Below are 25,480 nucleotides of genomic sequence, written 5' to 3' on the forward strand. Positions count from 1 at the left end.
TTGCTGGGCGTAGGGCCCGTCGTGGGATTGAGCCACCCCGTTTGGGATAGCGCTTTCCGTGCCCGAGCGACGCTACCCCCGAACGGGGGCTCGGTCAACCCCGAGCCATCCGATCGCGTCGACACCGCGCCGACCGGACGCGGGTATGGTGGGGCCGATGCCCGCGACCAGCAGCCCCGCCGTCGAGGACTACCTCAAGACGATCTACGGCCACACCGAGTGGCAGCCCGAGGCGATCACGCCGTCCGGGCTCGCCGCCGCGCTCGGCGTCGCCCCCTCGTCGGTCACCGAGATGGTGAAGAAGATGGCCTCGCAGGGGCTCGTGCAGCACGTGCCCTACGGCGCGATCCGGTTGACGGATGCCGGGCGCGCCCACGCGCTCGCGGTCGTGCGCCGCCACCGCCTCATCGAGACCTGGCTCGTCCGCGAGATGGGCTACGCGTGGGACGAGGTGCACGACGAGGCCGAGGTGCTCGAGCACGCGCTCTCCGACCGGCTGCTCGAGGCGATCGACGTCCGGCTCGGCCGTCCCGAGCGCGATCCGCACGGCGACGCGATCCCCCGCGCCGACGGCACGCTCGTGAGCGAGCCCGCCGTGCGCCTCGACGAGGCCCCGACGGGGCACGTGGGCCGCGTCATCCGGATCAGCGATCGCGACCCCGCGGTGCTGCGCGAACTCGAGGCGGCCGGGGTCGGTCCGGGCCGCGAACTGCGCGTGACGGATGCCGCGTCGCCCGCCGCCGTCGGCGTCGCGCTCGACGGGGCCGCCCACGCGATCCCGCGCGCCGCCGCGGCCGGGATCTGGATCACGGCCTGAGCAGTCGCTGAACCCCCTCCCGGAAGCGCCTTCCGTCCGCGAGGATGGGGGGATGGGCGGTGCCGTCGAGAAGATCACCCCGGAACTCACTGATGCGCAGTGGTCGCGACTCAGACGCTACGGCGTGCCGCATGACGTCGCCGAGGGCGATGTCCTCTTCAAGGCGGGCGACCGCTCGTACGACCTGATCCTCGTCGAGACCGGCGAGGTCGAGGTCGTGCGCGAGGCCCTGTGGTGGACCGAGGAGACGCAGTTGGCCCGATTGGGCCCGCGCACGTTCGTGGGCGAGCTCGGGCTGCTGAACGGCCAGCGCGCCTTCCTCACTGCGCGCGTGACCGTGCCGGGGCGAGTGCTCCGGATCGACCACGACGCACTGCAGAAGATGATGGCCGACGACGACGAGCTCTGCGACCTCATGCTGCGCACGCTCTGGGCGCGCCGCGAGATGCTCCGGCACGGCCCCGCCGCCTGGACCCTGAAGCTCGTCGGCTCGCAGAGCCCCGAGTCGCAGGCGCTGCGACGCTACGCCGACCGCCTCGAGCTCGTGCACACCTGGATCGACGTCGACGACCCGGACCTGTCGCACGACATCTGGTCGCACGGCTACACGCGCGACGACCTGCCGGTCGCCATCGTGCAGGGCGAGATCATCCGCAACGCGACGCCCGGGCAGATCGCCGAGATGCTCGGGCTCGCGTACACGGCCGAGGACGACACCGAGTTCGACCTCGCCGTCGTCGGCGCGGGGCCGGCGGGCCTCGCCGCCGCGATCTACGGCGCGTCGGAAGGGCTGCAGACCGTGCTGCTCGACGCGGTCGCGCCCGGCGGGCAGTCGGCGACGACGTCGCGGATCGAGAACTACCTCGGCTTCCCGTTCGGCGTGAGCGGCGACGCCCTCACCTCGCAGGCCTCGCTGCAGGCGTTCAAGTTCGGCGTCCGCATCGCCTCGCCGTGCCCGGTCGTGAAGCTCGACCCCGAGGGCGGCGTCCACCGCCTGCTGCTCGCCGACGGGGCGATCGTGCGCGCCCGCGCGGTCATCGTCACGACCGGCGTCGCCTATCGCGGGCTGCCGATCGCGCGCTGGGACGAGTTCGAGGGCGCCGGCATCCACCACGCCGCGACCGCGCTCGAGGTGCGCCAGGCGTCCGGATCGGACGTGGTCGTCATCGGCGGCGCGAACTCGGCCGGGCAGGCCGCGCTCGCGCTGGCCCAGGGCGGATGCCGCGTGCGGCTCGTCGTGCGCTCCGGCGAGCTCGCGGACCGGATGTCGAGCTACCTCGTCGACCGGATCCGCGAGGACCCGCGGATCGACGTGCACACCGGCACCCAGGTCTCCGCGCTGCACGGCGACGACACGCTCGCACGCGTGACGCTGACCGGAGCCGTCGACGAGACCGTCGACTGCCGGGCGCTGTTCTGCTTCATCGGCGCGGTGCCGGCGACCGACTGGCTCGCCGACCTCGAACGCGACGACGACGGGTTCGTCCACACGGGCGCCGACGTGCTCGCCCTGGGCGACGCGTGGCGCTCGGCGGGGCGGATGCCGCTGCCCTTCGAGACCTCGGTGCCGCGCGTGTTCGCCGCCGGCGACGTGCGGCGCGGGTCGATGAAACGCGTGGCCGCCGCGGTCGGCGAGGGGTCGAGCGCGGTGGCATCGGTCCATCGGGCGCTCGCGACGACGGAGGTGTACGCATGAGCGCGGCAGCAGCGTCGTCGTCGGCGCCCGGGTCGGAGCCGACGCCTGGCGCCGAGCCCGTCCTCGCGCCCCCGCCGTCCGGCACCGGGTGCAGCGAGTGCCTCGACCTCGGCGGCTGGTGGTGGCACCTGCGCCGCTGCGCCGAGTGCGGGAACATCGGGTGCTGCGACGCGTCGCCCGGCCAGCACGCGCGCCGGCACGCCGAGGCGACGGGCCACACGGTCGCGGCCTCGTTCGAGCCCGGCGAGGAGTGGTTCTGGGACTACGCCGCGGAGCGCGGAGCGCGGCGCGTGCCGCTCGCGCCGCCGCGGTGGCGCCCCGAGGACCAGGCGTGCCCCGGCCCGGCCGGCAGCGTGCCCGAGAACTGGGAGGAGCTGCTGCACCCGTGACGCCGTGCACCCGTGCATGAGAATCCGGTGCACAGGCCGGCCAGCCGACCCATGGGGCGGAATCTCATGCGCTGGCGTCCGCGGCGGCGCTCGGCGCGCGTCGCGCGCGCGGCATCCGCCGTTCATCGCGCCGTGACGCACGCGGCCTAGGCTGTGCGCATGGCGAAACGCGAAGAGGTCGAGGCCTGGCTCACCGACATGGACGGCGTGCTGGTGCACGAGAACCACGCCCTCCCCGGCGCGTCCGACCTGCTGCAGCAGTGGGAGGACTCGGGCACGCCCTACCTCGTGCTCACCAACAACTCGATCTTCACGGCCCGCGACCTGTCGGCCAGGCTCCGCGCCTCCGGCCTGAACGTGCCCGAGGAGCGCATCTGGACCTCGGCGCTCGCGACCGCCGACTTCCTCAAGCAGCAGGTGCCGGGCGGCTCGGCCTTCGTCATCGGCGAGGCCGGCATCCTGACCGCGCTGCACGAGGCCGGCTTCATCATGACCGAGACCGACCCCGACTTCGTGGTCGTCGGCGAGACCCGCAACTACTCGTTCGACGCGATCACGAAGGCGATCCGGCTGATCGGCGCGGGTGCCCGATTCATCGTCACCAACCCGGATGCCACGGGGCCGAGCGCCGACGGTCCGCTGCCGGCGACGGGCGCCATCGCGGCGCTCATCACGAAGGCCTCGGGCCGGGAGCCGTACGTCGTCGGCAAGCCGAACCCGATGATGTTCCGGTCGGCGCTGAACAAGATCGGCGCGCACTCCGAGCACACCGCGATGATCGGCGACCGCATGGACACCGACATCGTCGCGGGCATCGAGGCGGGACTGCACACCGTCCTCGTGCTCACCGGCATCAGCGACCAGCGCGAGATCGAGAAGTACCCCTTCCGCCCCGACGAGATCCTCTCCGGCGTGTCCGAGCTCGTCTCGCGCGAACCCGTCGAGTCCGACCTCTGACCTCTCAGGCCAGGTCGATCTCGCGGCCGCGGTCCCACGGCTCGGTCCAGGCGAGCGCGTCGAACATCACGTCGAGCACCATCGCGGTGAAGCCCCAGACCAGGCGGTCGGCGCCGCCCGACGTGACGAGGAATCCGGGCCCGCGCCACTCCTCGCCGTCGCGCCGGAGCACCGTCGTGCGCCGGTTCCCCGGGTCGAGCAGGTCGGCGACGGGGGTCCGGAAGACGGCTGAGGACTCGGCCACGTCGACCGCGTGCACGGGGCTCGGTTGCGCCCACCAGCCGAGCACGGGCGTCACGAGGTGCCGCGAGTAGGCGAGCGGGATCGGATCGAGCTCGCCGAGCACCTGGACGCCCGCCGGGTCGAGGCCGGTCTCCTCGCGCGCCTCGCGGAGCGCCGCGGCGACGACGTCGGCGTCGCCCGGTTCGACGCGACCGCCCGGGAACGCGATCTGGCCGGCGTGGGATCGCAGGGTGTCGGCTCGCGCGAGCAGCAGCACGTCGAGGTCGCGAGAGACCGCCGCCGCCTGCGCCTCGTGGTCGCTCGGCAGGCCGTCGAGCACGCCGAAGAGGATGAGCACGGCGGCGGCCCGGGCGGCCTCGGGATCGATCGGCGGGCGCGCCGCGCGCCACAGGTCGCGCAGGTCCTCGTCGCCGACGAGCGCGGTCAGCTCCATGCGCGCCGATCGGATCGCGCCGTCGCGGGAAGTCACCCGACGAGCGTAGCCCGCGCGGCCGTGGTCGGCGCGGCCGTGGTCAGCGCGACCGGTCGTCGTCGGCCTCCCCGTTCGACGGCGGGTCGGACGGTGCCGCTTCGGGAGCGTCGTCCCCGGACGCGTCGGCGTCGATCGGCGGCTCCTCCTCGCGCGGCCGGCGTGACCAGCGGCTCTCGTGGAGGAAGACCTGCGTCACGATCACGAGGCCGACGATGACGACGCCGGCCACCCAGAACGTCCAGTCCATGCGCGCCCCCTCAGGCCAACCGTGCCACGGCGGCCTCGACGCCCGCCCAGAAACGATCGACGTCGACGTCCATCGCGACGAACGCGTTCGGCTCGCGCCCCAGCATGCCGTCGAGGTCGACGCTCGTCGCGCCGAGGGTCTCCGAACCGACCAGCTCGACGTCGAGCCGCGTGCGCACGACCTCGACCGAGCCGGGGTCGGCGAGCACGGCGACCGCGACCGGGTCGTGGAGCGGCCCGTCGGGCATCCCGAACACCTCGTCGTTGGTCCGGCAGAAGAACTCGAGCAGTTCGTCGCCGAAGCCCGCGGTGCGGGTTCCGATCGCGGCGAGGCGATCGCGCACCCGGCTCGTCACGAGTGCCCGGTGCGTGACGTTCAGCCCGACCATGGTGAAGCGGACGCCGCTCCGCAGCACGAGGTCCAGCGCCTCCGGGTCGACCCACGCGTTGAACTCGGCGTACGGCGTGGCGTTGCCGCGTTCGGTCGAGCCGCCCATCCAGACGACCTCGCGGATCCGCCGTGCGAGGTCGGGGCGGTCGCGGAGCAGCACGGCGACGTTCGTGATGGGTCCGGTCGCGATGATCGCGACGGGCTCGGATGCCGCGGCGAGCGTGTCGGCGATGAGCTCGGTCGCAGCGCGCGGGTCGAGCGGCACCGGCGACGGGCCCGCATCGGGGTCGGGCAGCTCGGGGCCGCCGAGGCCGTTCGCGCCGTGGATCCACTCGGCGGTCGACAGCTCGCGCGCGAGCGGGCCGGGAGCGCCGGCCGCGACGGGGACGTCGGTCACGCCGGCGACGGAGAGCGCGACGCGCGCGTTGCGGCTCGTGTGCTCGAGCGGCACGTTGCCGCCCACGGTGGTCACGGCGAGCAGGTCGAGCGCCGGGTGGCCGGCCGCGAGCCAGAGTGCGAAGACGTCGTCGTGGCCCGGGTCGCAGTCGACGATCACGGGAACGGTCATGCGAGTCCCGTCCGTTCGGCGAGGGCGAGCACGGCGGCGCGCCCGGCGTACGAGTCCACGGTGCCGCGCGACCGCACGGCGATCGCCCCCGCGGCCACGGCGACGCGCACGGCGTCCGGCAGGGCGCGTCCCTCGGCGAGCATCGCGGCGAGCGCGCCGGTCGCGGCATCCCCCGCCCCCGTCGTGTCGACCGCGTCGACCTCGGGCGCCGCCACGGCCCACGCGCCGTCGGCGTCGGCCGCGACCGCGCCGCGCGCGCCGAGCGTCACCACGACCGAGCGGGCGAGGTCGCCGACGACGGATGCCGCGGCGTCCCGCCACGCCGCGGCGGGCGCGTCGTCGGCGAGGTCCGCGCCGATGCCGACCGCGCGGGCCTCGTGCACGTTGACGACGAGCGGGTCGGCGATCGCCACGGCCCCGGCGGCGACGGCGACGGGCGGAGCGAGGTTCAGCACGAAGCGGGTGCCGACCTCGTCGCATGCGTCGGCGAACGCCTCGATGACCGCGACGGGCAGCTCGCCCTGCGTGAGGGCGAGGTCGGCCGCGGCGATGCGATCGCGTTCGGCGGCGACGACGACGGTGTCGATCGCCGCGTTCGCGCCGGCGGTGACCACGATCGTGTTCTCGCCCGACGCGGCCACGGTGATCTGCGCGACGCCTGTCGGCGTGCCCGCGACGGTCGCGACGGCCTCCGTCGCGAGCCCGAACCGGGCGAACGCCGAGCGCGCGACGTCGGCCGCGGCGTCGTCGCCGAGGCGGGCGACGAACTCGACGTCCGCTCCGCAGAGGTGCGCGGCGATCGCCTGGTTCGCGCCCTTGCCGCCGAGCGCGACCCGATGGTCGCGCGAGTGGATCGTCTCCCCGGGCCCCGGGAAGGCGTCGACGTAGCTCGTCGCGTCGACGTTCACCGAGCCGAGGACGACGAGCCGGCTCACGCGGCGGGCCCGGCCCCCGCGAGGCTCACCGTGAGCGGCTCCCCGCTCACCTGCTCGACGAAGCAGTAGTAGGTGCGCTGGCCGGCGTCCCACTGCTCGGCAGTCGCGGGGAACGCCGTGAGCATCTGCAGGTCGCCGACGCCGCGCGCGGCCTCGACGTCGATGATCCCCTCGGCGGCGCAGAGCTCCCGCGACTGCGTCGCCAGCGCCTCCTCGCCCGGGAACTCGGTCGCCTCGTCGCCCGCGAACGTGCCGCGGTAGGCGAGCTGCGCCGTGTGCGGGCTCGCGCAGTCCACGACCGTGAACTCGTCGGCCCACGCCGACTCGAAGGGCTCGAGGCACTCGGTGCCGTACAGCGCCTGCCACGAGTGCACGCCGGCCGGCTGCGGCGCGGTCGGCGCCGCGACGGGCTCCTCGGTCGCCACGGGCGCGGCCGTTCCCGCGTCGCCCGGCGCGAGGAAACGCGTGCCGAACGCCACGACGGCGACGATGAGCACGACGAGCGCGAGCCCGCCGGCCACCCAGGTCAGGAGCTTCACCGGCGAGCGGCCGGTGCCGTCGTCGTCGGTGCGCGTGGCCGGCGTCGCGCGGTAGCCGCCCCGGTCGTCGTCGCCGGGTCGCGGCTGCGCCGCGCGCGAGGCGCCGTAGCCGTCGTCCCACCCTCCGCGGTCGTCGCGTCCGAAGGGGTCGCGTGCAGGAGCGTCGTAGCCGTACCCGGCCTCGCGCGCCGGCGCCCGCTCGACGTCGGCCTGGGCGGATGCCTCGACCACCGACATCGGCCCGGTCGCGCCGAAGCCCGCACCGCCGAAGAGCGCGGCGAGGCCGTCGTCGCCGGCACCGTCCGGCTCCTGACCGGGGCGCCCCGTGCGCTCGGTCGTCCGCTCGTCCGTGTCGTACGCCCCCCACGGGTCGTCGAACGCGGGCGGGTCCGCGAAGGCCGGCTGGTCGACGTCGGCGGCGCGCTCGTCGCGGGCGCCGAAGGCGAACGGATCGTCGTCGACCTCGTCGGCGACGACCGGCGTCGCGGACCCGCGGCGCGGACTCGCGATGGGCTCGTCGTCGGCGGCGTCCTCGACCGGGACCTTCGGGTCGCGACCGTCGGGGTCCGGCGTCAGGTTCCAGAGGTAGCCCGCCTGCGCGAACTCCCGGGCCCGGGGCGACTCGTCGTCGCTCCACGGGTCGTCGTGCGACGGGGCGTCGGCCGGCGGCTGGTCGGCCTCGGGGGTGCGACGACGCTCCGCGAGGTCGTCCGCGTACCAGCGCACGTCGTCGCCCGCGTCGGCGGCCGGATCCCCGACGCCCTCGCGCCAGTCACCCGGATCGTCGGACCACGCTCCGCCGGGCTGCGCTCCGTCGTCCTGGCGCCAGAGCTCGCGCAGGTCGTACCCGTCCTCGTGGGCGGATGCCTCGTCGTGCGCGCCGAAGGGCTCGTCGCCGTACGCCCGCGTGTCCGCGTAGGCGTCGGGGCCGAATCCGCCGGCGTCGGCGTCGCCGTCGGCCGGGGCGCCGAAGCCGTCGGCGGCGAACGCGTTCGGGTCGAGGGCACCGCGCGGGTCCTCGCCGTCGTCGTACCCGTACCCGTCGTAGCCGTCGTTCGCGCCGTAGGCGGGGGCGTCGTAGGCCGGCCGGGCGTACCCCTGCCGGTCGTAACCGTCACGGTCGTAGCCGTCGCGGTCGTAGCCCTGGTGATCGAACCCGTCGCGGTCGTAGCCCCGGTGGTCGAACCCGTCGCCGTAGCCACGGTCGTCGCCCCGGCCGGAGTCGCCGTCGTAGCCGCCGCCGCGGGCGGCGAAGTCCTGGACGTACCCGGCCGGCCCGGCGTCGACCGCTCCGGGGCCCGCGGGCTCGCCCGGCGCGGCGGGGTCGGCGTAGCCGGCGTCATCCGCCCACGCCGGCTCGTACCCGCCCTGCTCGTACGGCCGGCGGTCGTAGGCCGCGGCGCGCTCGTACGCGCCCTGCTCGGCGTACGCGCCCTGCTCGGCGTAGGCGCCCTGCCCGCCGCGCTCGTCGTACGCCGGCTGGTCGGCGTAGGTGTCCTGCTCGGAACCTGCGGGCTCGTCGCCCTCGTGGAGTGCCGACCAGAGTTCGTCGGCGAAGTCGTCGGGCGAGCCCGGCGCCGACGGCGACACGGGCGTGAAGGAGCGACGCGCGACCGGCGGAGGAGTGAATCCGGCGAACGGCGACCCGCCCCCGGGCTGCTCCGCCTCCGGCTCGGGGCCGGGTTCGGGCTGCCGGACGGCGGGCGGCGTGTTCGCGGGATCGGCGAGCTGGCGGAAGGCGGCGCGGAGCCCCTCCTCGGTGTCCAGTGCCTGCCCCTCCTGCGACTCGCCCCAGGTCAGTGCGAAGTTCGCGGGCGGGGTCACGGGCCCCGGGGGCTGCTCGGGCTCGGGCTGCCGCGTGAACGCGGGCGGCACGATGCCGCCGACGGGCGGCTCGACCGACGCCAGCCGGTCGTCGACCGGCGGCTCCGCGATGCGCGGCGGCTCCGGGGGCGCGCTGCTCCACGCCGGCGCGTTCCAGGAGGGCTGGTTCCAGGCGGGCGCGGCCGGTGCGTCGACGGGGCCGGGTGCGGTGCGCTCGATCGGCTCGCCGACGACGGGCAGCGCCCGGGTCGGCGCGTCGTCGGCCGGCGGGGGCTCGGCGACCGAGAACCAGTCGAGCGACTCCTCGCTGCGACGACGGGGCCGCGACGGCGGCGCGGACTCCACGCGCGGCGGCTCGGGAGCGGGTGCGACGGGCTGCTGCGGGCGCTGGCGGCCCTCGAGATCGGGTCGGCGGCCGCTGCCGAGCTGGCTCATCAGCCAGTCGGTGTCGTCGTCGAATCCGTTCGCGTCGTAGCGTCCGTCGCGTTCGTTCATGACAATCCCAGATCCTTCAAGCCGATGGCCGCGAGGTAGGGCACCCCCGCGGCTTCGATGACCTCGCGTGCGCCCGTGTCGCGGTCGACGACGACCGCGACGGCCGCGATCTCGGCACCGACGGCGCGGAGCGCCTCGATGGCCTTGAGCGGCGAACCGCCCGTGGTCGAGGTGTCTTCCAGCACGATGACGCGCTTGCCCGCGACATCCGGCCCCTCGACCTGCTTGCCGCGGCCGTGGTCCTTCGGCTCCTTGCGGACGACGAACGCGTCGTACGCCAGGCCGCGCGCGGCGCCCTGGTGCAGCACGGCGGTCGCGATCGGGTCGGCGCCCATCGTCATGCCGCCGACCGCGGCGACGTCCGGAACGTCGGCGATGAGGTCGATCATCACCTGGCCGATGAGCGGCGCGACGCGGTGGTCGAGGCTCACCTTGCGGAGGTCGACGTAGTACGACGCCTTCTTGCCGCTGGTCAGCGTGAAGTCGCCGTGGAACACCGCGTCGCTCGAGATGAACTCGATGAGCTGTCGGCGGGCCTCGGCGGACTGGGGATTCCGGGAAGTCACCCGAATACTCTAAGACTCCACCGCCTGAGAGGAACGTGCGGATGTCTCGGGAACCGCTCCGGCGACCTCGCCCGGGCGCGATCTCCGCCGCCGACCGCCGCCCCAGAACGACCGCGGCGTGCCCGGGACGAGGCGCGCCCAGAGCGGTGCGTCCTCGTCCTGCAGCACCGCCGGCATGTCCACGTGGAACTGCGCGATCTCCTCGGCGCCGTGGTGCACGACGCGGTACAGCGCCGTGCCGATGAGGACGCCGAGCGCGATCGACATGACCGCGGTCAGCGCGGTCGCGAAGTCCTCGAGACCGGCCGCCGTGCCCACGGCCTCGGTCAGGCCGACGAGCCCGGCCGCCCCCGGGACCAGGATCCAGAACGCGGGCAGGAACGTCAGCTGCGCCGGGGCGCCGCGCCGCAGGCCCGCGATCCACAGCACCACCGGCGTCATCGCCAGCGCGCCGATGAAGCCGCTGACCGTCGCACCCACGAGCACGGTGCCCGCCGCCTGGCCCGCGTAGGCGACCCCGACCGCGAGCAGCACCCAGCCGAACGTCGACGGCGGCGAGGAGAAGTGCAGGTAGTTCCCGATGGCGAACAGGACGACGCCGGCCGGGGCGACCCACCACGACAGCCCCGACGTCGGCTCGAGCGGCACGTAGGTCGAGCTCGAGACGCCCACCACGGTGCCGGCCGCGAGGATGCCGAACGAGAGCAGCGCGAGCTGGACCATCCCGAACACGAGGCGCGCGGCGCCGGCGATCATCTGCCCGGCGGCCAGCTCCATCGTCGCGGTGGTCAGCACCCCGCCCGGGAGGAACGTGGCGAGCGGGGCGATGAGGAGCCGGATCGGATCGCCGATCTCGATGTACTCGGCGAGCAGGAAGACGCACAGCGCGCACGCGAACGCCGCGAACACCGGGAACACGAGCTGGAGCGTCGGCGACCGGACCAGCTTGGCGAGGCCGACGAACGCGCCCAGCGCGAACGCGACGACCGCGCCCTCGACCGTCGGGGCCAGTAGGAGCGCGAGCCCCGTGGTCAGGATCGCGTGCCCGAGCGTCCTGACGAGCCATCCGTGCCTCGGACGCATCGCGCCGATCTCGTTGAGGCGCCGGATGCCGGCGGCCGGAGCCACCGTCGCACGTCGGGCCTCCTCGATCAGCCGGTACAGCGCGGCGATCTGGTCGAACCGGAAGTTCGCCCGCACCGAGCGGATGGCGACCCGCCCATCCTCGGCGCCGCCGACCTGGACGATGATGACCGTCGGCAGCACGACGAAGTCGGTGTCGTCCTGCCCGTAGGCGCGCGCGACGGCATCCACCGTGTCGCCGATCCGGTCGACCGCCTCCCCCGCGGCGTTCATCCCCTCGGCGAGGCCGAGCAGGAATCGACGCAGGACGGCCCGCTCGTCGACGTCCGACATCCGTCCCCCTCGCGTGGCTGGCCTGCGCACACCGTACGATGCGGCGCCGAGGGTCCCGCGGTGCGACGCGCGATCGCGTCCGCACCGGCCCGATCAGGACTCGGGGTCGCGCCGGCGCGGCTTCGGGGCCGCGTCCGCGATCCTCGAGAGCACGGAGTCCTCCGACGGGCCGAGCACCGACGGGAGGTCGACGTGGAACTCGGCGATGCCCGCCGCACTCCGCCGGAGGAACCGGTAGATCGCCGAGCCGATGAACACGCCGAGCGCGATCGACATGACCGTGACGAAGGCGGCGGCGACGTCGTCGACGCCGGCCGACTCCTCGACCGCGCCCTCCGTCACGCCGATGAGCCCGGCAGCGCCGGGGACGAGGACCCAGAACGCCGGGAGGAAGGCGATCTGCGAGGGCACGCCGCGCGGCAGGTCCTCGATCCAGAGCACGAGCGGCGTGACCACGAGCGCACCGACGAAGCCGCTGACCGGTGCGCCGAGGAGGAGCGCGCCGAGCTGCTGCCCGCCGTACGCGACGACGAGGGCGAGGATCACCCAGGCGTAGGAACGGCCCGGCGCGGCGAAGTGCAGGTACACGCCGACCCCGTAGAGCACGAGCCCGATCCCGGCGACCCACCACGGGAGGGTCTGCTGCACCTCGCGCGGGACGTACCCGTCGTCGCCGATCCCCACGACGGTCCCCGCGGCGAGGATGCCGAACGCGAGCAGCGCGAGCTGGACGATGCCCGCGCCGAGCCGCGAGGACCCGGCGACCATCTGCCCGGCGGCGAGCTCGCGGACCCCGGTGGTGAGCAGCGCGCCCGGGAGGAAGGTCGCCAGCGGCGCGATCAGCACGCGCAGCGGGTCGCCGATCTCGACGACGGGTGCGAGGAGGAACACGATCACGGCGCAGACGAACGAGGCCGCGACCGGCAGGACGAGCGAGAGCGTCTGCGAGCGGGTCAGCTTCGCGACGCCGATGATGACGCCGAGCCCGAAGCCGACGACGGCGGCCTGCCAGCTCGGGGCGAGGAGCAGCGCGAGGCCGGCGGTGAGGAGGGCGTGGCCCATCGTCCGCATGAACCAGTGGCGGGTCGGCGGCATGGCGCCGATCTCGTTGAGTCGACGGATGCCGTCGGCGGGGCCGATCGCGGCGGATCGCGCCTGCCGGACCAGGGCGGCCATCGCGGCGATCTGGTCGAACCGGAACGAGGCGCGGACCGAGGTGAGCGAGACGCGGCCGGTCTCGCCCTGGCCGGTCTGGACGAGCGCGATCGTCGGGAGCACGACGACGTCGACCTCGTCGACCCCGTAGGCGTGGGCGATGTCGACGATCTCGGCACGGATGCGGTCGGTGGACTCCGCCGAGGCCGTCAGCCCCTCGGCGAGACCGAGCAGGAACGTGCGGATCAGCGCGGCGTCGCCCGGGGATCGCTCGGTCTCGCGGGGCTCGGGCGGCGTCGGGGTCGTCGGGGTCGTCGGCATCCGTTCGCTCCTCGGGTTCGCGGCGGAGCGCGGTGCACGGGCGGGCGCCCGGCGCCCCGGCGGTGCGGTCACGCTATCCCCGGACGCGATCGGATGTCGAGGGGTCGACGCGACGCGCGACGACGCGCGTCGACCGGGGCGGACGACCGGTCCCGGACATGCGAAGGGCCGCCCTGCGGGGTGTCCCTCCCCCGCACGACGGCCCTGCTCGGAGCCCTGACGGCCCCGCGACGCGCGGCCTAGACGGTGCGCGCGAAGGTCTCGCGCGGCTGGCGACGGTAACCGTCGCGCGCGGTGACGACGAAGGAGCTGACGATGCCGGCGATCGAGGCGGCGGCGAGCATGGCGAAGACGGTGAACACGGCGGTTCCTTTCGAGAGTTCGTTGGAATGTCGGGCGACTCGGTGCGCCCTTGCACGTGTCCGACATGAACCATTGTGCACCTTCAAACCGTTCAGCACAATCTCACGAAACTACACTGATGATGTAGCATCGCTACATGGATGTGCGCCGTCTCGACCTGCTCCGCGAACTCGCCGAACGCGGCAGCGTGACCGCCGTCGCCGAGGCGACCGGTCGCACCCCCTCGGCGGTGTCCCAGCAGCTCAAGGTGCTCGAGCGCGAGGCGGGCATGCCGCTCACCGAGCGCAGCGGGCGCGGGGTCGTGCTGACGAGCGCCGGGCACGCGCTCGCGCGCAGCGCGACCGAGGTGGCGGTCGCCCTCGAGCGCGCCTCGGCGCTCTGGGACCAGTTCCGCAACCACCCGAGCGGCGAGGTCACGCTGCTGACCTTCCCCACCGTGGGTGCGACGCTCCTGCCGCAGGTGCTCGCCGACCTCCGGTCGGTCGCGGGCCTGGTCGTGCGGGCCACCGACCTCGACCCCGAACTCGCCGAGTTCCCCGACCTCACCAACGAGTACGACATCGTGCTCGCGCACACCATGCCCGGCGAGCTCCCCTGGGGAGGTCGCGGCCTCCGCGCGCTCCCGCTCCTGACCGAGCCGCTCGACATCGGCCTGCCCGCCGACCACCGGCTCGCGGGCCGCGCGCACGTGACGCCCGCCGACCTCGTCGAGGAGACCTGGCTCGGCGTGCCGCCCGGCTTCCCGTTCGAACGGATCCTGCACGCGATCGAGCAGGCGGGCGGGCGGCGCGTCGAGGTGAGCCAGCGCTTCAGCGACATGCGCATCATCGAGGCGTTCATCGCGGCCGGCCTCGGCATCGCCTTCGTGCCGCGCTACACCTCGGGCGCGGTCCCGGAGGGCATCGTGCTGAAGCCGCTCCGCGGCGTCGCGTCGGTCCGCCAGATCTTCGCGCTCGTGCGGCCGGATGTCGCGGAGCGGCTCGCCGTGCGGACCGTGCTCGAGGTGCTCGTCGACCGGGCCGCACGGCTCGAGCGGTCGTACGAGGCCGCCAGTCGCGACCAGCCGTCTGCGCCATCGTCCTGACGGTGACGCAGCACTGGGCGGGGCCTGCTCGACGAGGACCCCGCCCGAATGGCGCGACCGCAGGTCAGGCGCCGGAGAGTGCCTTCGCCTTCAGCGCATCGAACTCGGCCTGGCTGATCGTTCCGGCGTCCAGGAGCCGCTTGGCCGACTCGATCTCGCCCGCCGCCGAGCTCGCACCCGAGTTCGCGACCGATCGGATGTAGTCGTTCGCTTCGGCCTGAACCGCCTGCGACCGGGCGGCGTTGCGCTCGGCCATCCCGCGTCCGCGGGCGATCAGGTAGATGAACGCGGCCAGGAACGGCAGGAAGACCAGGAACAGGACCCACAGCGCCTTGCCCCAGCCGTTCAGGGCATGGTCGCGGAAGATGTCGACGAACACGCTGATGAAGATCCAGATGCAGGCGAACAGGACGTAGATCCAGAAGAGCCAGACGAAGAAGTCCCAGACGCTCATGACGGCGATCCTTTCGGTCACGGGGTGCGGGTCGCGCCCGTCGCTCGGAACGTACCGGCGCGGCGACGAGCGCCGCATCACCCCGTTCGGATGATCCACGCCGGCGTTGCCCGGCCTCGCGCGGGCACTTCGGCATGGCGCCGCCCCGCGAGCCGGTGGAAGACTGAGCGCGACATCGTGCTGCGCAGTCGGTAGGGGGCAACGTGCTCGAGCAACCGTCATCCGAGGTCATGGTCGACCGGCCGGCGCTCAGGGACAGACTCGACGGGGCGCTGACGCGCCCGCTCACCCTCATCGTCGCACCCGCCGGCGCAGGGAAGTCCGTGCTGCTCGAACAGTGGCGGGCCCAGCGGGACGACGTCGTGACGCTCACGATCGACGTCGACGCGAACGACGACGACCCGGTGCGATTCGGTCGTCGCCTGGTCGCCGCACTGGCGACGGTGAGACCCGCCACAGCCCGACTCGGCCACCTCACGGCCCTCCACGCCGGGGGGATCGGGACTCCCCTGCTCGAGGCGCTGGCGCTCGAACTCGAGACCTACCCGCCGACCGTCGTGGTGCTGGACGACCTCCACCACCTCTCGAACACGCGGCTCCTCGCCGATCTCGGGCGACTCGCCGCTCTGCTCCCGCCGGCCGCGCACCTCGTGCTCTCGACCCGGGTCGATCCGCCGATCGCCTGGAGCAGCCTCCGGCTGCGCGACCGGATGCTCGAACTCCGGCAGCGCGATCTCGCGCTGACCCGGCCCGAATCCGCGCAACTGCTGCGGCGGATCGCTCGCCGCGACCTGCCCGCCACGACCGTCGAGCCGATCGTCGCCCGCACCGAGGGCTGGGCGGCCGGGCTCCAGCTGGCGGGGCTCACGCTCAAGTACACCGGCGAGGCCGAGGCATCCGATGCGTTCGTCGCCGGCATCGCGGGGAGCGATCGCCTGATCGCCGACTACCTCACCGAGGAGGTCCTCGACGCGGTGCCCGAACGGGACCGCGACCTCCTGCTGCGGATGTCGCCCCTGGACGCCATGACGGCGGACCTCGTCGACCACGTGCTGGAGCGGACCGACGGGCAGCGCCTGCTCGAGCGCTTCGAGGACGAATCCATGTTCCTCGTGGCGCTCGATCCCCACCGGAGGCGGTACCGGTTCCACCATCTCTTCCGCGAATTCCTGCGGTACCGGCTGCGCACCGAGGTGCCGGAGGGGGAGCAGCGCCTGTTGAGCCGCGCAGCGGACTTCCACCTCGATCGCGGCGAGGTCTCGCCCGCCGTCGAGTACCTGCTTCGAGCGCGGGACTGGGCGCGCGCACTCGACGCGATCATGACTCGGGGGAGCGACGTCTTCGAACGCGGCGAGATGCGAACCGTGATCCGGTGGATCACCTCGGTGCCCGAGACCGAGTGGGCCGACCGGCTCGACGTCGCGCTCGAGCTCGGCATCCTGGTAGGCATGGAGGGGGAACCGGCCAGGGCCGTCGGCATGCTCGGCCGCGTCGCGGGCGACCCTCACGCGACGATCGGTCATCGCATCGTCGCAGAGACCTGGATGTCGGCCACCACGCAGTGGAACGCCCGGCCCGAGGAGGCGATCCGGGCGGCCGATCGCGCGCTCGCACTCAGGGACGAACACCCCGACGCGGCGCTTCCCGACCTGATGCGGCTCACGAGCCCGGAGCTGATGACCACCCTCGCGGTCGGGTCGAGGGGGCGCTCGCATTTCCTCTCGGGCGACCTCGACGAGGCCGAGACGTGGATGTCGCGCTCGCTCGAGACCGAGGGCATCGCGTATCCGCCCTTCCGGGTCGGGATGCTCGGATCGTCGGCACTCCTGCGGATCTGGAACGGCCGGGCGGCCGAGGCCGAACTCCTCGCCGCTGAGGCGATCGACGCCGCATCGGCCGGTGCGCTGCTCGACCATCCGGTGATCGCCGACGCCTACCTGGCCCGCGCACTCGTCGACGTCGAGCGCGGGGCGCCGGCGGTCGCCGCAGTCCACCTGCGCGCCGGGATCGTCCGCGCCGAGGCGAACAGGCGATCGCAGCTGCTCTGGCTGGGTCGATACGTGCACGGCGTGATCGCGGCCGCGGAGGGTCGCTTCGACGACGCCCTGGCCGCAGCCGACCTCGCTCGGAGCGGCGACCGGTCCGCCGAGGGTCGCAATCCCGGCGCCGGCCCCGCCCCCGCGATCCTCGACCGGCTCCGTGCGCTGCACCTCAGCGTCCTGCGGCGCTCCGGCCGCGCCGACGAGGCGCTCCGCCGCAGCGCCGATCCGACTCCCGTCGGGCCCGCCGTCGCATTCGAGGCAATCGCCGCAGCGCTCGCCGTCGGCGATCCCGGCGCGGCACGGCGGATGCTCGACCGCGACCTCGACCGGCCGGGTCCCGCATCGGACTCGCCGCTCAGCGACATCCGCCGGTCGATCCTGCTCGGCTGGCTCGCCGAGATCTCGGGATCGCACGCTGCGGCCGTCGACCACCTCGCCGAGGCGCTCGGGCGGGCCGAACCGCACGGCCTCGTCGCCGTGTTCCTCGAGGCCGGGCCGACCGTGCTGGACCTCGCGTGCGGTCTGACACCTTTGCACGGCGGCGTGGCCGCAGACCTCGCGAGACGTCGCGACGGCTCGTCGACCCCAGGCGCGAACGCGGAGCTGGCGGAACCGCTCACGACCCGCGAACTGGAGATCCTCGCGTTCCTCCCCGATCACTCGACGAATGCGGAGCTGGCGAAGCAGTGCTTCGTCTCCGTGAACACGCTGAAGACGCACACGGCGCACATCTACCGCAAGCTCGGGGTCTCCGGCCGGAGCGCGGCGATCGCCCGGGCCCGCGAACTCGGCCTGCTGGATCCCGTCAGTCGTCCCGACCGGGCACGTGCGTGACCGACTCGATCTCGACGTCGAAGCCGCGGAGCAGGTCGAGCAGTCCGACGAGCCTCGCCTGGTCGGGGACGGTCCCGAGCAGGCGGGTCGAGCCCGGATGGCCGGGCACCACCTCGAAGCCGACGAACTCCTCCACGATCATCGGGGCGAGTTCACCCCGGACCACGATGTCGAACCGTTCGACGCTCATCTCGCCCTCCGGATGACGGTGCTGCCGTTCGTCGGGCGGGAGCCTCGACTCTCGGGTGCGGCGGCTAGATGCGGCGACGGCGACCGGGGGTCACCGCGGCACCGACCACCGCGGCCTTCGCCACGGGGGCTGGGCCGGGTCGCACCGCGGCACCGACCACCGCGGCCTTCGCCACGGGTGCTCGGACCACGCCGACCCGTCCGACTCGTGCTGGTCTCAGCGGCATCTCAGACTCCCGTCTCCTCGAGCTCCTCATCCGCCTCGAGTGAGGCGATGATGTCCTGCGTCGGGATCCTGCCGTTGGCGATCAGCCGGCCGCCCGCGCGGCGCGCGGCGGCCGCGAACGGGGCCGCCCAGAGGTTCTCGTAGACGAGCACGCCCGCGACACTGCCCGGATCCATCGCATTGGCCAGGTTGGCCACGTCGTCGGCCGCCAGGAGCTCGGCCAGCTGCGCCTCGAGCTCGATGAGCGCGCCGAGCTCCCCCGCGTCCGACAGCTCCATCGCGTCGACGACGCCGTCCTCGTCCTTGGTGAGGACGATCGCGTCGATGAGCCGGATCGTGCCGGCCTCGACCAGGTTCAGGAGCTCGTCGGCGATCTCGCCGGTGAACGACGAGTGCCCTGCCGGGAACTCGATGACCAGGAAATCGACCGGTCCCAGTTCGTCCAGATCTTGCTCGGTCATGTCGATCAGCCCTCTGCTTCCGTGCGTCGCCGTCGGTGCGAACCCCCACCACTCCTCAGGGTCGTCGCCGCACCCGGTCGCGGCATCACCCGAACCGGGTGATTCGGCGGCCGATCGCGTTGGCTACCGTGTGCACGGCCGGCGCCTCCGGCGCGCGGGCCGAGAACGGACGCTTCCAGGGGGATCTCATGCGACCTGACCGCCACGCACGCACGATGCTGCCGATCCCCGATCGGCCGTCACCGACGCTCACGACCTACGACGCCAAGGACCCCGACACGTCCTTCCCGCCGATCGAACCGCTGCTGCCCCCCGAGGGCGCGCCCAACGTGCTCATCGTGCTCCTCGACGACGTCGGCTTCGGCGCGTCCAGCGCGTTCGGGGGACCGTGCCGGACGCCGACCGCGGAGCGCCTCGCCGCCGGCGGACTGCGCTACAACCGCTTCCACACGACCGCGCTCTGCGCGCCGACTCGGCAGGCGATGCTGACGGGCCGGAACCACCATTCGGTCGGCATGGGCAGCATCACCGAGACGGCGACCTCGGCGCCCGGCAACAGCTCGGTCCGCCCGAACACCAAGGCGCCGCTGGCGATGACGCTCAAGCTCAACGGCTACGCGACCGCGCAGTTCGGCAAGTGCCACGAGGTGCCCGTGTGGCAGGCCTCGCCCATCGGGCCGTTCGATGCGTGGCCGTCCGCCGGCGGCGGGTTCGAGACGTTCTACGGGTTCATCGGCGGCGAGAACAACCAGTGGGATCCCGCGCTCTACGAGGGGACGACGCCCGTCGACCCGCCCGCGACGCCCGAGGAGGGCTACCACCTCACCGAGGACCTCGCCGACCACGCGATCTCGTGGATCCGCACCCAGAAGTCGCTCACGCCCGACCGGCCGTTCTTCGTCTACTTCGCGCCGGGCGCGACCCATGCGCCGCATCACGTGCCGAAGGAGTGGGCCGACCGGTACGCGGGAGCGTTCGCACACGGATGGGATGCGCAGCGCGAGCGCACGTTCGAGCGGCAGAAGGACATGGGCATCATCCCGGCCGATGCGGGATTGACCGCACGGCACGACGAGATCCCCGCCTGGGACGACATGCCCGACGAGCTCAAGCCGGTGCTCGAGCGCGAGATGGAGGTCTACGCGGGCTTCCTGGAGCACACCGACCACCACGTCGGGCGCGTGATCGACGCCATCGAGGAGCTCGGCGTGCTCGAGGACACGCTGGTCTACTACATCGTCGGCGACAACGGCGCGTCGGCCGAGGGCACCGTCAACGGCGCGTTCAACGAGATGGCCAACTTCAACGGCATGGCCGCCGTCGAGACGCCCGAGTTCATGCGGTCCAAGATGGACGAATTCGGCTCGCCGAGCTCCTACAACCACTACGCGGTCGGCTGGGCCTGGGCCATGGACACGCCGTTCCAGTGGACGAAGCAGGTCGCCTCGCACTGGGGTGGAACGCGCAACGGCACCATCGTGCACTGGCCGGCGGGCATCGCCGAGCGCGGAGGGCTCCGCAGCCAGTTCGCGCACTGCATCGACGTCGCTCCGACGGTGCTCGAGGCCGCGGGCCTGCCCGAGCCGACGATGGTCAACGGCGTGCAGCAGTCGCCGATCGAGGGGACGAGCATGCTGTACACCTTCGACGACCCCGACGCTCCCGAGCGGCACGACCTGCAGTACTTCGAGATGTTCGGCAACCGGGGCATCTACCACCGCGGCTGGAGCGCCGTCACGAAGCACCGCACCCCGTGGATCATCGTCGGCGGGACCATGCCGGCGCTCGACGACGACGTCTGGGAGCTGTACGACGGCGGGGCCGACTACAGCCAGGCCCACGACCTCGCGGCGGAGCAGCCCGAGCGGCTGCACGAACTCCAGAGGCTCTGGCTCATCGAGGCGGTCAAGTACAACGTCCTGCCGATCGACGACCGCACGGGCGACCGCATCGATCCCGCGCGAGCCGGCCGACCGACGCTCGTGCGCGGGCGATCCCAGACGTTCTACCCGGGCATGGGACGCCTCTCCGAGAACAGCGTCGTGAGCATGAAGAACGTGTCGTTCTCGGTGACCGCCGACATCGAGGTGCCGGATGATGGGGCGGAGGGCGTCATCATCGCGCAGGGCGGCCGCTTCGGCGGCTGGAGCGTCTACGTCCACGACGGACGGCTGACGTTCGTCTACAACGTCCTCGGCATCCACGAGTTCCCCGTCCGCGCGGACTCGGACCTGCCGCCCGGCCGGCACGAGGTCGTGATGTCGTTCGCCTACGACGGCGGCGGTCCCGCCAAGGGCGGCGACGTGACGCTGCTCGTGGACGGCGCCGAGATCGGCCGTGGCCGCGTCGAGATGACCCAGCCGGTGATCTTCTCGGCCGACGAGACGACCGACATCGGCTACGAGTCGGGCAGCACGGTCTCGCGCGAGTACACGGCCGCCACGAGCCGGTTCCGCGGTCGCGTCCACCGGGTGCGGCTCGACATCGGCGACGACTCGCACGACCACCACATCGACCCCGACGAGCGCATGCGCGTCGCGATGTCGCGCCAGTAGTCGGCAGTCGAGAGGATGCCGCCCCGGCGCCGCGCACGGAGGCGCCGGGGTAGCATCCGATCATGCCCGACGACGTGATCCTGTTCGACGTGCGCGACGGCCTCGCGCACGTGACGCTGAACCGCCCGGCCCGGCTCAACGCCGTCGACCCCGAGGCGATCGATCGATGGCAGTCGCTCGCGCACGAGATCGCGGAGCGCGACGACATCGGCGCGGTGCTGTTCGATGCGGCGGGGCGGGCGTTCTGCGCGGGCGGCGACGTGGTGGCGATGTCCGGGCTGGCCGAGACCGCGAGCGGCGACGCCGAGGGGCCCGCCGGGCTCATCCGGGAGCTCGCCGACCGCATCCACGACGGGCACCGGATGCTGCGCGAGAGCGCGAAGCCGATCGTCGCGGCGGTCCAGGGTCCGGTCGCCGGCGGCGGGCTCGGCTTCATGCTCGTGGCCGACGTGATCGTGGCGTCGGAGCGCGCGACGTTCGCCAGCCGCTACAGCGACGTCGGGCTCACGCCCGACTGCGGGGTCAGCACGCTCCTGCCCGAGGCCGTCGGCGTGCGCCGCGCGCTCGAGCTCACGCTCACGTCGCGCACGCTCTCGGCGGCCGAGGCGCTCGACTGGGGGCTCGTCGCGGAGGTCGTCGCGCCCGAGGCGCTCGACGCCCGGGCCCGCGAGATCGCCGACGGATGGCTCGCCGGCGCGACGCACGCGTTCGGCCAGGCGAAGCGCCTCGTTCATGCCGGGCAGTCGCGGTCGTTCCAGGCCTCGCTCGACGACGAGGCGGCGACGATCGCCGAGGCGTTCGTCACGCCCCACGCGCAGCGCGCGATCGCCGCCTTCGCCGCCCGCTGACGCGGCAGACGCTCACCCCTCGCTGCACGTCCGAGTGCGGTTCCTGCGGTGGAGTGCGGTTCGAAACCGACCTCCAGCGCAGAAACCGCACTTGGACGGGCGTGCGGGCGCGCGGGCGCGTCAGCCGGCGGCCGGGGTCGGGATCTCACCGAAGCCGTCGGCGAGCAGGCGGCGCAGTGCGTCGACCGCCGTGGCGGCGTCGGGTCCGCTGCCGTCGAACCGCACGGCGTGACCCTGCTTCGCCCCGAGCGACATCAGCCCGATCATGCTCCTCGCCGGGACGGGCCCGGTTCCCGTCGTGAGGTTCGTCACGTCGACGACGGCGTCGAATGCGCCGACCGCCTGGACGAGCAACGCCGCGGGCCTGGCGTGCAGGCCCTCGGGGTTGACGACCACCTCGTCCGCCGATCGCGGATCGACGGCCACGGCGGGCGCCGGACCGACCGGCTCCGCCACCGGCTGCGCGGGCGGCAACGCGGCCATCGGATCGGACTGACCCCGCTTCGCGTCGAGCGCCGCGGCCGACTCGCGGGCGACCTCCTCGAGCGGCGCCCCCGTCGCCGCAAGCACGAGGCCCGCAGTGATGCCCTCGACGAACGGCCCCGCACCCACCACGACGTCGGTCGTGGACTCCCGGAGCTCGAGCGCGAGTCCGGCGCTGAGCACGGCCGAGCCGAGGTCGGTGACGACGAGCACGCCCGGGACGCCCTCGTCGGCGAGCTCGTCGATCGCGGCGGCGACCGCCGTCGCATCCGTGCCGAACCGGCCGCCGGAACCTGCGGCGATGCGCACCGGCGGCGCATCGCCGTGCACCATCTGCATGCCGAGCTCCACCGCGGCCTCGGCGAGGCCCGGGCTGTGCGAGACGACGACGAGCCCGATCATCCGACGCGTTCCGATCGCGCGTCGGCGAGGGCCTGCACGAGGATCGCGGCCGAGGTCGCCCCGGGATCGAGGTGATCCGCGCCCCGTTCGCCCAGGTAGCTCGCCCTGCCCTTGCGCGCGACGAGCGGAATCGTCGCGTCGCGTCCGAGGGCTGCGGCGGCGGCCGCCTCGCGGAGCGACTCGACGATCGGCCGACCGCCGGCCGCCGCCGCGCTCAGCGCGTCGGCGGCCGGCTGGAGCGCGTCGACCATCGTCTTGTCGCCCGGCTCGGCCCGGCCTCGAGCGACGACCCCGGCGACGCCGGCGCGGAACGCATCGGCGAGCTCGGCGGTGTCGAGCTCCGGAGTCGGGCCGACCGACCTCGCCATCTCGAGGAACAGCGTGCCGTACAGCGACCCGCTCGCACCCCCGACGGTCGACACGATCGCCATCCCGGAGGACTTCAGCAGTGCGCCGGCGTCGTCGGGCGGATCGTCCGCGAGCCGTTTCCGCACCGCACCGGTGCCACGGGCGATGTTGGTGCCGTGGTCGGCGTCGCCGATGGCGGAGTCCAGCGCCGTCAGCCGCCCAGCCTCGGCGGCGATCCGCTCGTCGAAGCGCAGCATCCACGCCACGATGTCGTCCACCGTCACCCGGCCGTCGTCGGAGCCCGCCATGCCTACACCCCCCACCGGAGTGCCGCGGTGCTCACGGGCGCGTCCCAGAGGCGCAGCATCTCGTCGTCGGCGCGCAGCAGGGTGAGGGAGCAGCCGGCCATGTCGAGGCTCGTGATGTAGTCACCCACGAGCACTCGGGCGACGGTGACGCCGCGCTGCTCGAGCAGGGAGGCGACAGCTCCGTACATCAGGTACAGCTCGATGAGCGGTGTGCCGCCGAGCCCGCTGAGCATCGCGATCACCGGCGCCCCGGTGAAGTCGTGGTCGGCCAGGATCGCCGACACCAGTGTCTCGGCGATCTCCGACGCGGGAACCAGCGGGGCGCGGGTGCGTCCCGGTTCGCCGTGGATGCCCACGCCCATCTCGATCTCGTCGTCGGGCAGGTCGAAGCTCGGCGTGCCCACCGACGGCAGCGTCGCGCTGGTGAGGGCCACGCCCATCGAGCGGCCGTTCGCCGCGACGCGCGTCGCGACGGCGTGCACGGCGTCGAGGTCGGCCCCCTCCTCCGCGGCACCGCCGGCGATCTTCTCGACGAACACGGTCGTGCCGACCCCGCGACGTCCGGCGGTCCAGGTCGAGTCCTCGACGGCGACGTCGTCGGCGACGAGGACGGTCTTCACCGCGATACCTTCCGCCTCGGCGAGTTCGGCGGCCATCTCGAAGTTGAGCACGTCGCCCGTGTAGTTCTTCACGATGAAGAGCGCACCGGCTCCGGTGCTCACCGCCTGCGCGGCGGCGAGCATCTGGTCCGGCGTCGGCGAGGTGAAGACCTCGCCGGCGCAGGCGGCGTCGAGCATGCCGGGGCCGACGAAGCCGCTGTGCAGCGGTTCGTGCCCCGACCCCCCGCCGGAGATCAGCGCGACCTTGCCGGGCTTCGGCGTCGCTCGCGCGACGACCCGACCGGCGAAGTCGACGGCGAGCTCGGGGTGGGCCGCCGCGACGCCCTGCAGTGCGCCGGCGAGCACCTCCGACGGTGCATCGATGAGCTTCTTCATGCGCGTGCCTCCTCTTCGACGAGCGCTTCGGTCAGGGTGGTGCGGTCGGCCCGGGTGCGGGAGACCAGGCCGAACGCGAGGCCGGCGAGGACGCCGCCCGCGAGCTCGGCGATGACGTAGATCGGCCACTGCTCCCACTGCACCGTTCCTCCGAGGAGCTGCTGCACGAGCATCGGGCCGGTGGTGCGGGCCGGGTTGATGGACGCGCCCGTCGCGGGTGCCACGGGGATGATCGCGGCGAACACGACGAGGCCGATGACGAGGCCGGCGAATCCGGGGGCCGCCTTGCGGTGGATCACCCCGAAGACGGTGAAGACCAGGAGGAAGGTGCCGAGGAACTCGGCCGTGAACGCCTGCCAGATCGGGATGTCGCCGTAGGACGCCACGCCGAGGCCGAGTTCGCTCGCCTGCGGGCCGAGGGCCCCGACGATGGCGAACGCGCCGACGGTCGCGCCCAGCAGCTGCGCGACCACGTACCCGGGCACGTCGCGCCAGGCGAACTTACCGGTCGTCGCGAGGGCGAGGGTCACGGCGGGGTTGATGTGGTTGCCCGAGATGTAGCCGAACACGTACACCGTCGCGACGACGATGGTGCCGAAGGCGAGCGAGATGAAGCCGAGATCGGCGGGGGCGAAGGGCGCGTCGCCCCTCACCAGTGCGAAGGCCGGCACGGAGCCGACGCCGACGAACACGAGGAAGGCGGTACCGAGGAACTCGGCGGCGAGCCGCTGCCAAGTCCGGTTGTCATCCATGATCTGCGTTCTCCCTTGAACGAGGTTGCGCCAGTCGATTCGGTATTGTCGAATGGCTTTCGGTAATACTGAATGGTGGACCTTTCGCTCGCCGCTGTCAAGAACC

At 73.3% G+C, this 25,480-nt stretch carries 24 protein-coding genes; 8 read left to right on the top strand and 16 right to left on the bottom strand.

Annotated features, from left to right (window positions below):
• The first annotated feature begins 157 nt into the window (after positions 1 to 157).
• The 4 genes from GLX25_RS03690 (at position 158) to GLX25_RS03705 (ending at position 3,859) form a co-directional block, all read left to right on the top strand.
• Positions 158 to 817 (top strand): metal-dependent transcriptional regulator, encoded by a 660-nt coding sequence (locus GLX25_RS03690; RefSeq protein WP_155840862.1) that lies wholly within the window; start codon positions 158 to 160, stop codon positions 815 to 817.
• A 52-nt stretch (positions 818 to 869) separates the two neighbouring features.
• Positions 870 to 2,513, top strand: a complete 1,644-nt coding sequence (locus GLX25_RS03695) for an FAD-dependent oxidoreductase (protein WP_155840863.1) — start codon at positions 870 to 872, stop codon at positions 2,511 to 2,513.
• On the top strand, positions 2,510 to 2,902 hold the full coding sequence (locus GLX25_RS03700) for a UBP-type zinc finger domain-containing protein (protein ID WP_155840864.1): 393 nt from the start codon (positions 2,510 to 2,512) through the stop codon (positions 2,900 to 2,902). The genes GLX25_RS03695 and GLX25_RS03700 overlap by 4 nt, the downstream gene beginning before the upstream one ends.
• A gap of 159 nt (positions 2,903 to 3,061) precedes the next feature.
• Positions 3,062 to 3,859, top strand: coding sequence for an HAD-IIA family hydrolase (locus GLX25_RS03705; protein ID WP_155840865.1), 798 nt, complete (start codon positions 3,062 to 3,064; stop codon positions 3,857 to 3,859).
• A gap of 4 nt (positions 3,860 to 3,863) precedes the next feature.
• Here the strand turns inward: GLX25_RS03705 and GLX25_RS03710 are convergent, their stop codons facing one another.
• From GLX25_RS03710 to GLX25_RS19105, 9 genes are all read right to left on the bottom strand, one after another.
• Positions 3,864 to 4,535 carry an NUDIX hydrolase gene (locus tag GLX25_RS03710; protein ID WP_155841138.1) on the bottom strand — a complete coding sequence of 224 codons (672 nt, stop codon included), beginning with the start codon at positions 4,533 to 4,535 and terminating at the stop codon, positions 3,864 to 3,866.
• A gap of 79 nt (positions 4,536 to 4,614) precedes the next feature.
• Positions 4,615 to 4,821: a hypothetical protein gene (locus GLX25_RS03715; protein WP_155840866.1), complete on the bottom strand. Its 207-nt coding sequence runs from the start codon at positions 4,819 to 4,821 to the stop codon at positions 4,615 to 4,617.
• A 10-nt stretch (positions 4,822 to 4,831) separates the two neighbouring features.
• On the bottom strand, positions 4,832 to 5,779 hold the full coding sequence (locus GLX25_RS03720) for a nucleoside hydrolase (protein WP_155840867.1): 948 nt from the start codon (positions 5,777 to 5,779) through the stop codon (positions 4,832 to 4,834).
• The gene (locus GLX25_RS03725; protein WP_166548419.1) at positions 5,776 to 6,714 is read right to left on the bottom strand and encodes a PfkB family carbohydrate kinase; all 939 of its coding nucleotides are present in this window, start codon (positions 6,712 to 6,714) and stop codon (positions 5,776 to 5,778) included. Before GLX25_RS03725 ends, GLX25_RS03720 begins: the two co-directional genes overlap by 4 nt.
• Positions 6,711 to 9,572, bottom strand: coding sequence for a septum formation family protein (locus GLX25_RS03730; RefSeq protein ID WP_155840868.1), 2,862 nt, complete (start codon positions 9,570 to 9,572; stop codon positions 6,711 to 6,713). The genes GLX25_RS03725 and GLX25_RS03730 overlap by 4 nt, the downstream gene beginning before the upstream one ends.
• Complete coding sequence (gene pyrE, locus GLX25_RS03735) at positions 9,569 to 10,138, bottom strand: orotate phosphoribosyltransferase (RefSeq protein ID WP_166548420.1); 570 nt, start codon at positions 10,136 to 10,138, stop codon at positions 9,569 to 9,571. Before pyrE ends, GLX25_RS03730 begins: the two co-directional genes overlap by 4 nt.
• Before the next feature lie 9 nt (positions 10,139 to 10,147).
• Entirely contained in the window at positions 10,148 to 11,554 is a 1,407-nt protein-coding gene (locus GLX25_RS03740; RefSeq protein ID WP_155840869.1) for a threonine/serine exporter family protein, read from the bottom strand.
• 93 nt (positions 11,555 to 11,647) lie between these two features.
• Positions 11,648 to 13,030 (bottom strand): threonine/serine exporter family protein, encoded by a 1,383-nt coding sequence (locus tag GLX25_RS03745; protein WP_155840870.1) that lies wholly within the window; start codon positions 13,028 to 13,030, stop codon positions 11,648 to 11,650.
• Positions 13,031 to 13,269: 239 nt separating this feature from the next.
• Positions 13,270 to 13,392, bottom strand: coding sequence for a hypothetical protein (locus tag GLX25_RS19105; protein WP_268865787.1), 123 nt, complete (start codon positions 13,390 to 13,392; stop codon positions 13,270 to 13,272).
• Positions 13,393 to 13,529: 137 nt separating this feature from the next.
• On the opposite strand from GLX25_RS19105, the gene GLX25_RS03750 reads away from it, so the two are divergent.
• The gene (locus GLX25_RS03750) at positions 13,530 to 14,477 is read left to right on the top strand and encodes a LysR family transcriptional regulator (RefSeq protein ID WP_155840871.1); all 948 of its coding nucleotides are present in this window, start codon (positions 13,530 to 13,532) and stop codon (positions 14,475 to 14,477) included.
• Positions 14,478 to 14,541: 64 nt separating this feature from the next.
• On the opposite strand, the gene GLX25_RS03755 is transcribed toward GLX25_RS03750, so the two are convergent.
• Positions 14,542 to 14,931 (bottom strand): SHOCT domain-containing protein, encoded by a 390-nt coding sequence (locus GLX25_RS03755; protein WP_155840872.1) that lies wholly within the window; start codon positions 14,929 to 14,931, stop codon positions 14,542 to 14,544.
• A gap of 203 nt (positions 14,932 to 15,134) precedes the next feature.
• On the opposite strand from GLX25_RS03755, the gene GLX25_RS19300 reads away from it, so the two are divergent.
• Complete coding sequence (locus GLX25_RS19300; RefSeq protein ID WP_155840873.1) at positions 15,135 to 17,807, top strand: winged helix-turn-helix domain-containing protein; 2,673 nt, start codon at positions 15,135 to 15,137, stop codon at positions 17,805 to 17,807.
• Here the strand turns inward: GLX25_RS19300 and GLX25_RS03765 are convergent.
• Together GLX25_RS03765 and GLX25_RS03770 are read right to left on the bottom strand one after the other, a co-directional pair.
• Positions 17,779 to 17,997: a hypothetical protein gene (locus tag GLX25_RS03765; protein WP_155840874.1), complete on the bottom strand. Its 219-nt coding sequence runs from the start codon at positions 17,995 to 17,997 to the stop codon at positions 17,779 to 17,781. The two genes, GLX25_RS19300 and GLX25_RS03765, sit on opposite strands and share 29 nt — an antisense overlap.
• A gap of 227 nt (positions 17,998 to 18,224) precedes the next feature.
• Positions 18,225 to 18,683: a DUF6325 family protein gene (locus tag GLX25_RS03770; protein WP_155840875.1), complete on the bottom strand. Its 459-nt coding sequence runs from the start codon at positions 18,681 to 18,683 to the stop codon at positions 18,225 to 18,227.
• Between the two features lie 188 nt (positions 18,684 to 18,871).
• Between GLX25_RS03770 and GLX25_RS03775 the strand changes: the two genes are divergently transcribed.
• Complete coding sequence (locus tag GLX25_RS03775; RefSeq protein WP_155840876.1) at positions 18,872 to 21,238, top strand: arylsulfatase; 2,367 nt, start codon at positions 18,872 to 18,874, stop codon at positions 21,236 to 21,238.
• A 62-nt stretch (positions 21,239 to 21,300) separates the two neighbouring features.
• Entirely contained in the window at positions 21,301 to 22,086 is a 786-nt protein-coding gene (locus GLX25_RS03780) for an enoyl-CoA hydratase/isomerase family protein (RefSeq protein WP_155840877.1), read from the top strand.
• Positions 22,087 to 22,206: 120 nt separating this feature from the next.
• Here GLX25_RS03780 and GLX25_RS03785 read toward each other — a convergent pair whose 3' ends face one another.
• The 4 genes from GLX25_RS03785 to GLX25_RS03800 are packed head-to-tail and all read right to left on the bottom strand — an operon-like array spanning position 22,207 to position 25,374.
• Positions 22,207 to 22,971, bottom strand: a complete 765-nt coding sequence (locus tag GLX25_RS03785; protein ID WP_155840878.1) for an HPr family phosphocarrier protein — start codon at positions 22,969 to 22,971, stop codon at positions 22,207 to 22,209.
• Positions 22,968 to 23,627 carry a dihydroxyacetone kinase subunit DhaL gene (dhaL, locus tag GLX25_RS03790; protein ID WP_155840879.1) on the bottom strand — a complete coding sequence of 220 codons (660 nt, stop codon included), beginning with the start codon at positions 23,625 to 23,627 and terminating at the stop codon, positions 22,968 to 22,970. The genes GLX25_RS03785 and dhaL overlap by 4 nt, the downstream gene beginning before the upstream one ends.
• A 2-nt stretch (positions 23,628 to 23,629) precedes the next feature.
• Positions 23,630 to 24,622, bottom strand: coding sequence for a dihydroxyacetone kinase subunit DhaK (gene dhaK / locus GLX25_RS03795; protein WP_155840880.1), 993 nt, complete (start codon positions 24,620 to 24,622; stop codon positions 23,630 to 23,632).
• A complete protein-coding gene (locus GLX25_RS03800) occupies positions 24,619 to 25,374 on the bottom strand; it encodes an MIP/aquaporin family protein (RefSeq protein ID WP_155840881.1) in 756 nt (251 codons plus the stop codon). The genes dhaK and GLX25_RS03800 overlap by 4 nt, the downstream gene beginning before the upstream one ends.
• Between the last annotated feature and the right edge of the window lie 106 nt (positions 25,375 to 25,480).

Source organism: Agromyces luteolus, from assembly GCF_009729855.1.
Taxonomy (GTDB): Bacteria; Actinomycetota; Actinomycetes; order Actinomycetales; family Microbacteriaceae; genus Agromyces; species Agromyces luteolus.

Excerpts from the sequence above, each read along its gene's own strand:
- GLX25_RS03745 (WP_155840870.1), bottom strand. The coding sequence starts at position 13,030 with ATGCCGACGACCCCGACGACCCCGACGCCGCCCGAGCCCCGCGAGACC.
- GLX25_RS03720 (WP_155840867.1), bottom strand. The coding sequence starts at position 5,779 with ATGACCGTTCCCGTGATCGTCGACTGCGACCCGGGCCACGACGACGTC.
- dhaK (WP_155840880.1), bottom strand. The coding sequence starts at position 24,622 with ATGAAGAAGCTCATCGATGCACCGTCGGAGGTGCTCGCCGGCGCACTG.
- GLX25_RS03730 (WP_155840868.1), bottom strand. The coding sequence starts at position 9,572 with ATGAACGAACGCGACGGACGCTACGACGCGAACGGATTCGACGACGAC.
- GLX25_RS03755 (WP_155840872.1), bottom strand. The coding sequence starts at position 14,931 with ATGAGCGTCTGGGACTTCTTCGTCTGGCTCTTCTGGATCTACGTCCTG.
- dhaL (WP_155840879.1), bottom strand. The coding sequence starts at position 23,627 with ATGGCGGGCTCCGACGACGGCCGGGTGACGGTGGACGACATCGTGGCG.
- GLX25_RS03785 (WP_155840878.1), bottom strand. The coding sequence starts at position 22,971 with ATGATCGGGCTCGTCGTCGTCTCGCACAGCCCGGGCCTCGCCGAGGCC.
- GLX25_RS03770 (WP_155840875.1), bottom strand. The coding sequence starts at position 18,683 with ATGACCGAGCAAGATCTGGACGAACTGGGACCGGTCGATTTCCTGGTC.
- GLX25_RS03740 (WP_155840869.1), bottom strand. The coding sequence starts at position 11,554 with ATGTCGGACGTCGACGAGCGGGCCGTCCTGCGTCGATTCCTGCTCGGC.
- GLX25_RS03765 (WP_155840874.1), bottom strand. The coding sequence starts at position 17,997 with ATGAGCGTCGAACGGTTCGACATCGTGGTCCGGGGTGAACTCGCCCCG.
- GLX25_RS03695 (WP_155840863.1), top strand. The coding sequence starts at position 870 with ATGGGCGGTGCCGTCGAGAAGATCACCCCGGAACTCACTGATGCGCAG.
- GLX25_RS03775 (WP_155840876.1), top strand. The coding sequence starts at position 18,872 with ATGCGACCTGACCGCCACGCACGCACGATGCTGCCGATCCCCGATCGG.
- GLX25_RS03700 (WP_155840864.1), top strand. The coding sequence starts at position 2,510 with ATGAGCGCGGCAGCAGCGTCGTCGTCGGCGCCCGGGTCGGAGCCGACG.
- GLX25_RS03780 (WP_155840877.1), top strand. The coding sequence starts at position 21,301 with ATGCCCGACGACGTGATCCTGTTCGACGTGCGCGACGGCCTCGCGCAC.
- GLX25_RS03715 (WP_155840866.1), bottom strand. The coding sequence starts at position 4,821 with ATGGACTGGACGTTCTGGGTGGCCGGCGTCGTCATCGTCGGCCTCGTG.
- GLX25_RS03690 (WP_155840862.1), top strand. The coding sequence starts at position 158 with ATGCCCGCGACCAGCAGCCCCGCCGTCGAGGACTACCTCAAGACGATC.
- GLX25_RS03710 (WP_155841138.1), bottom strand. The coding sequence starts at position 4,535 with ATGGAGCTGACCGCGCTCGTCGGCGACGAGGACCTGCGCGACCTGTGG.
- GLX25_RS03705 (WP_155840865.1), top strand. The coding sequence starts at position 3,062 with ATGGCGAAACGCGAAGAGGTCGAGGCCTGGCTCACCGACATGGACGGC.
- GLX25_RS03750 (WP_155840871.1), top strand. The coding sequence starts at position 13,530 with ATGGATGTGCGCCGTCTCGACCTGCTCCGCGAACTCGCCGAACGCGGC.
- GLX25_RS03800 (WP_155840881.1), bottom strand. The coding sequence starts at position 25,374 with ATGGATGACAACCGGACTTGGCAGCGGCTCGCCGCCGAGTTCCTCGGT.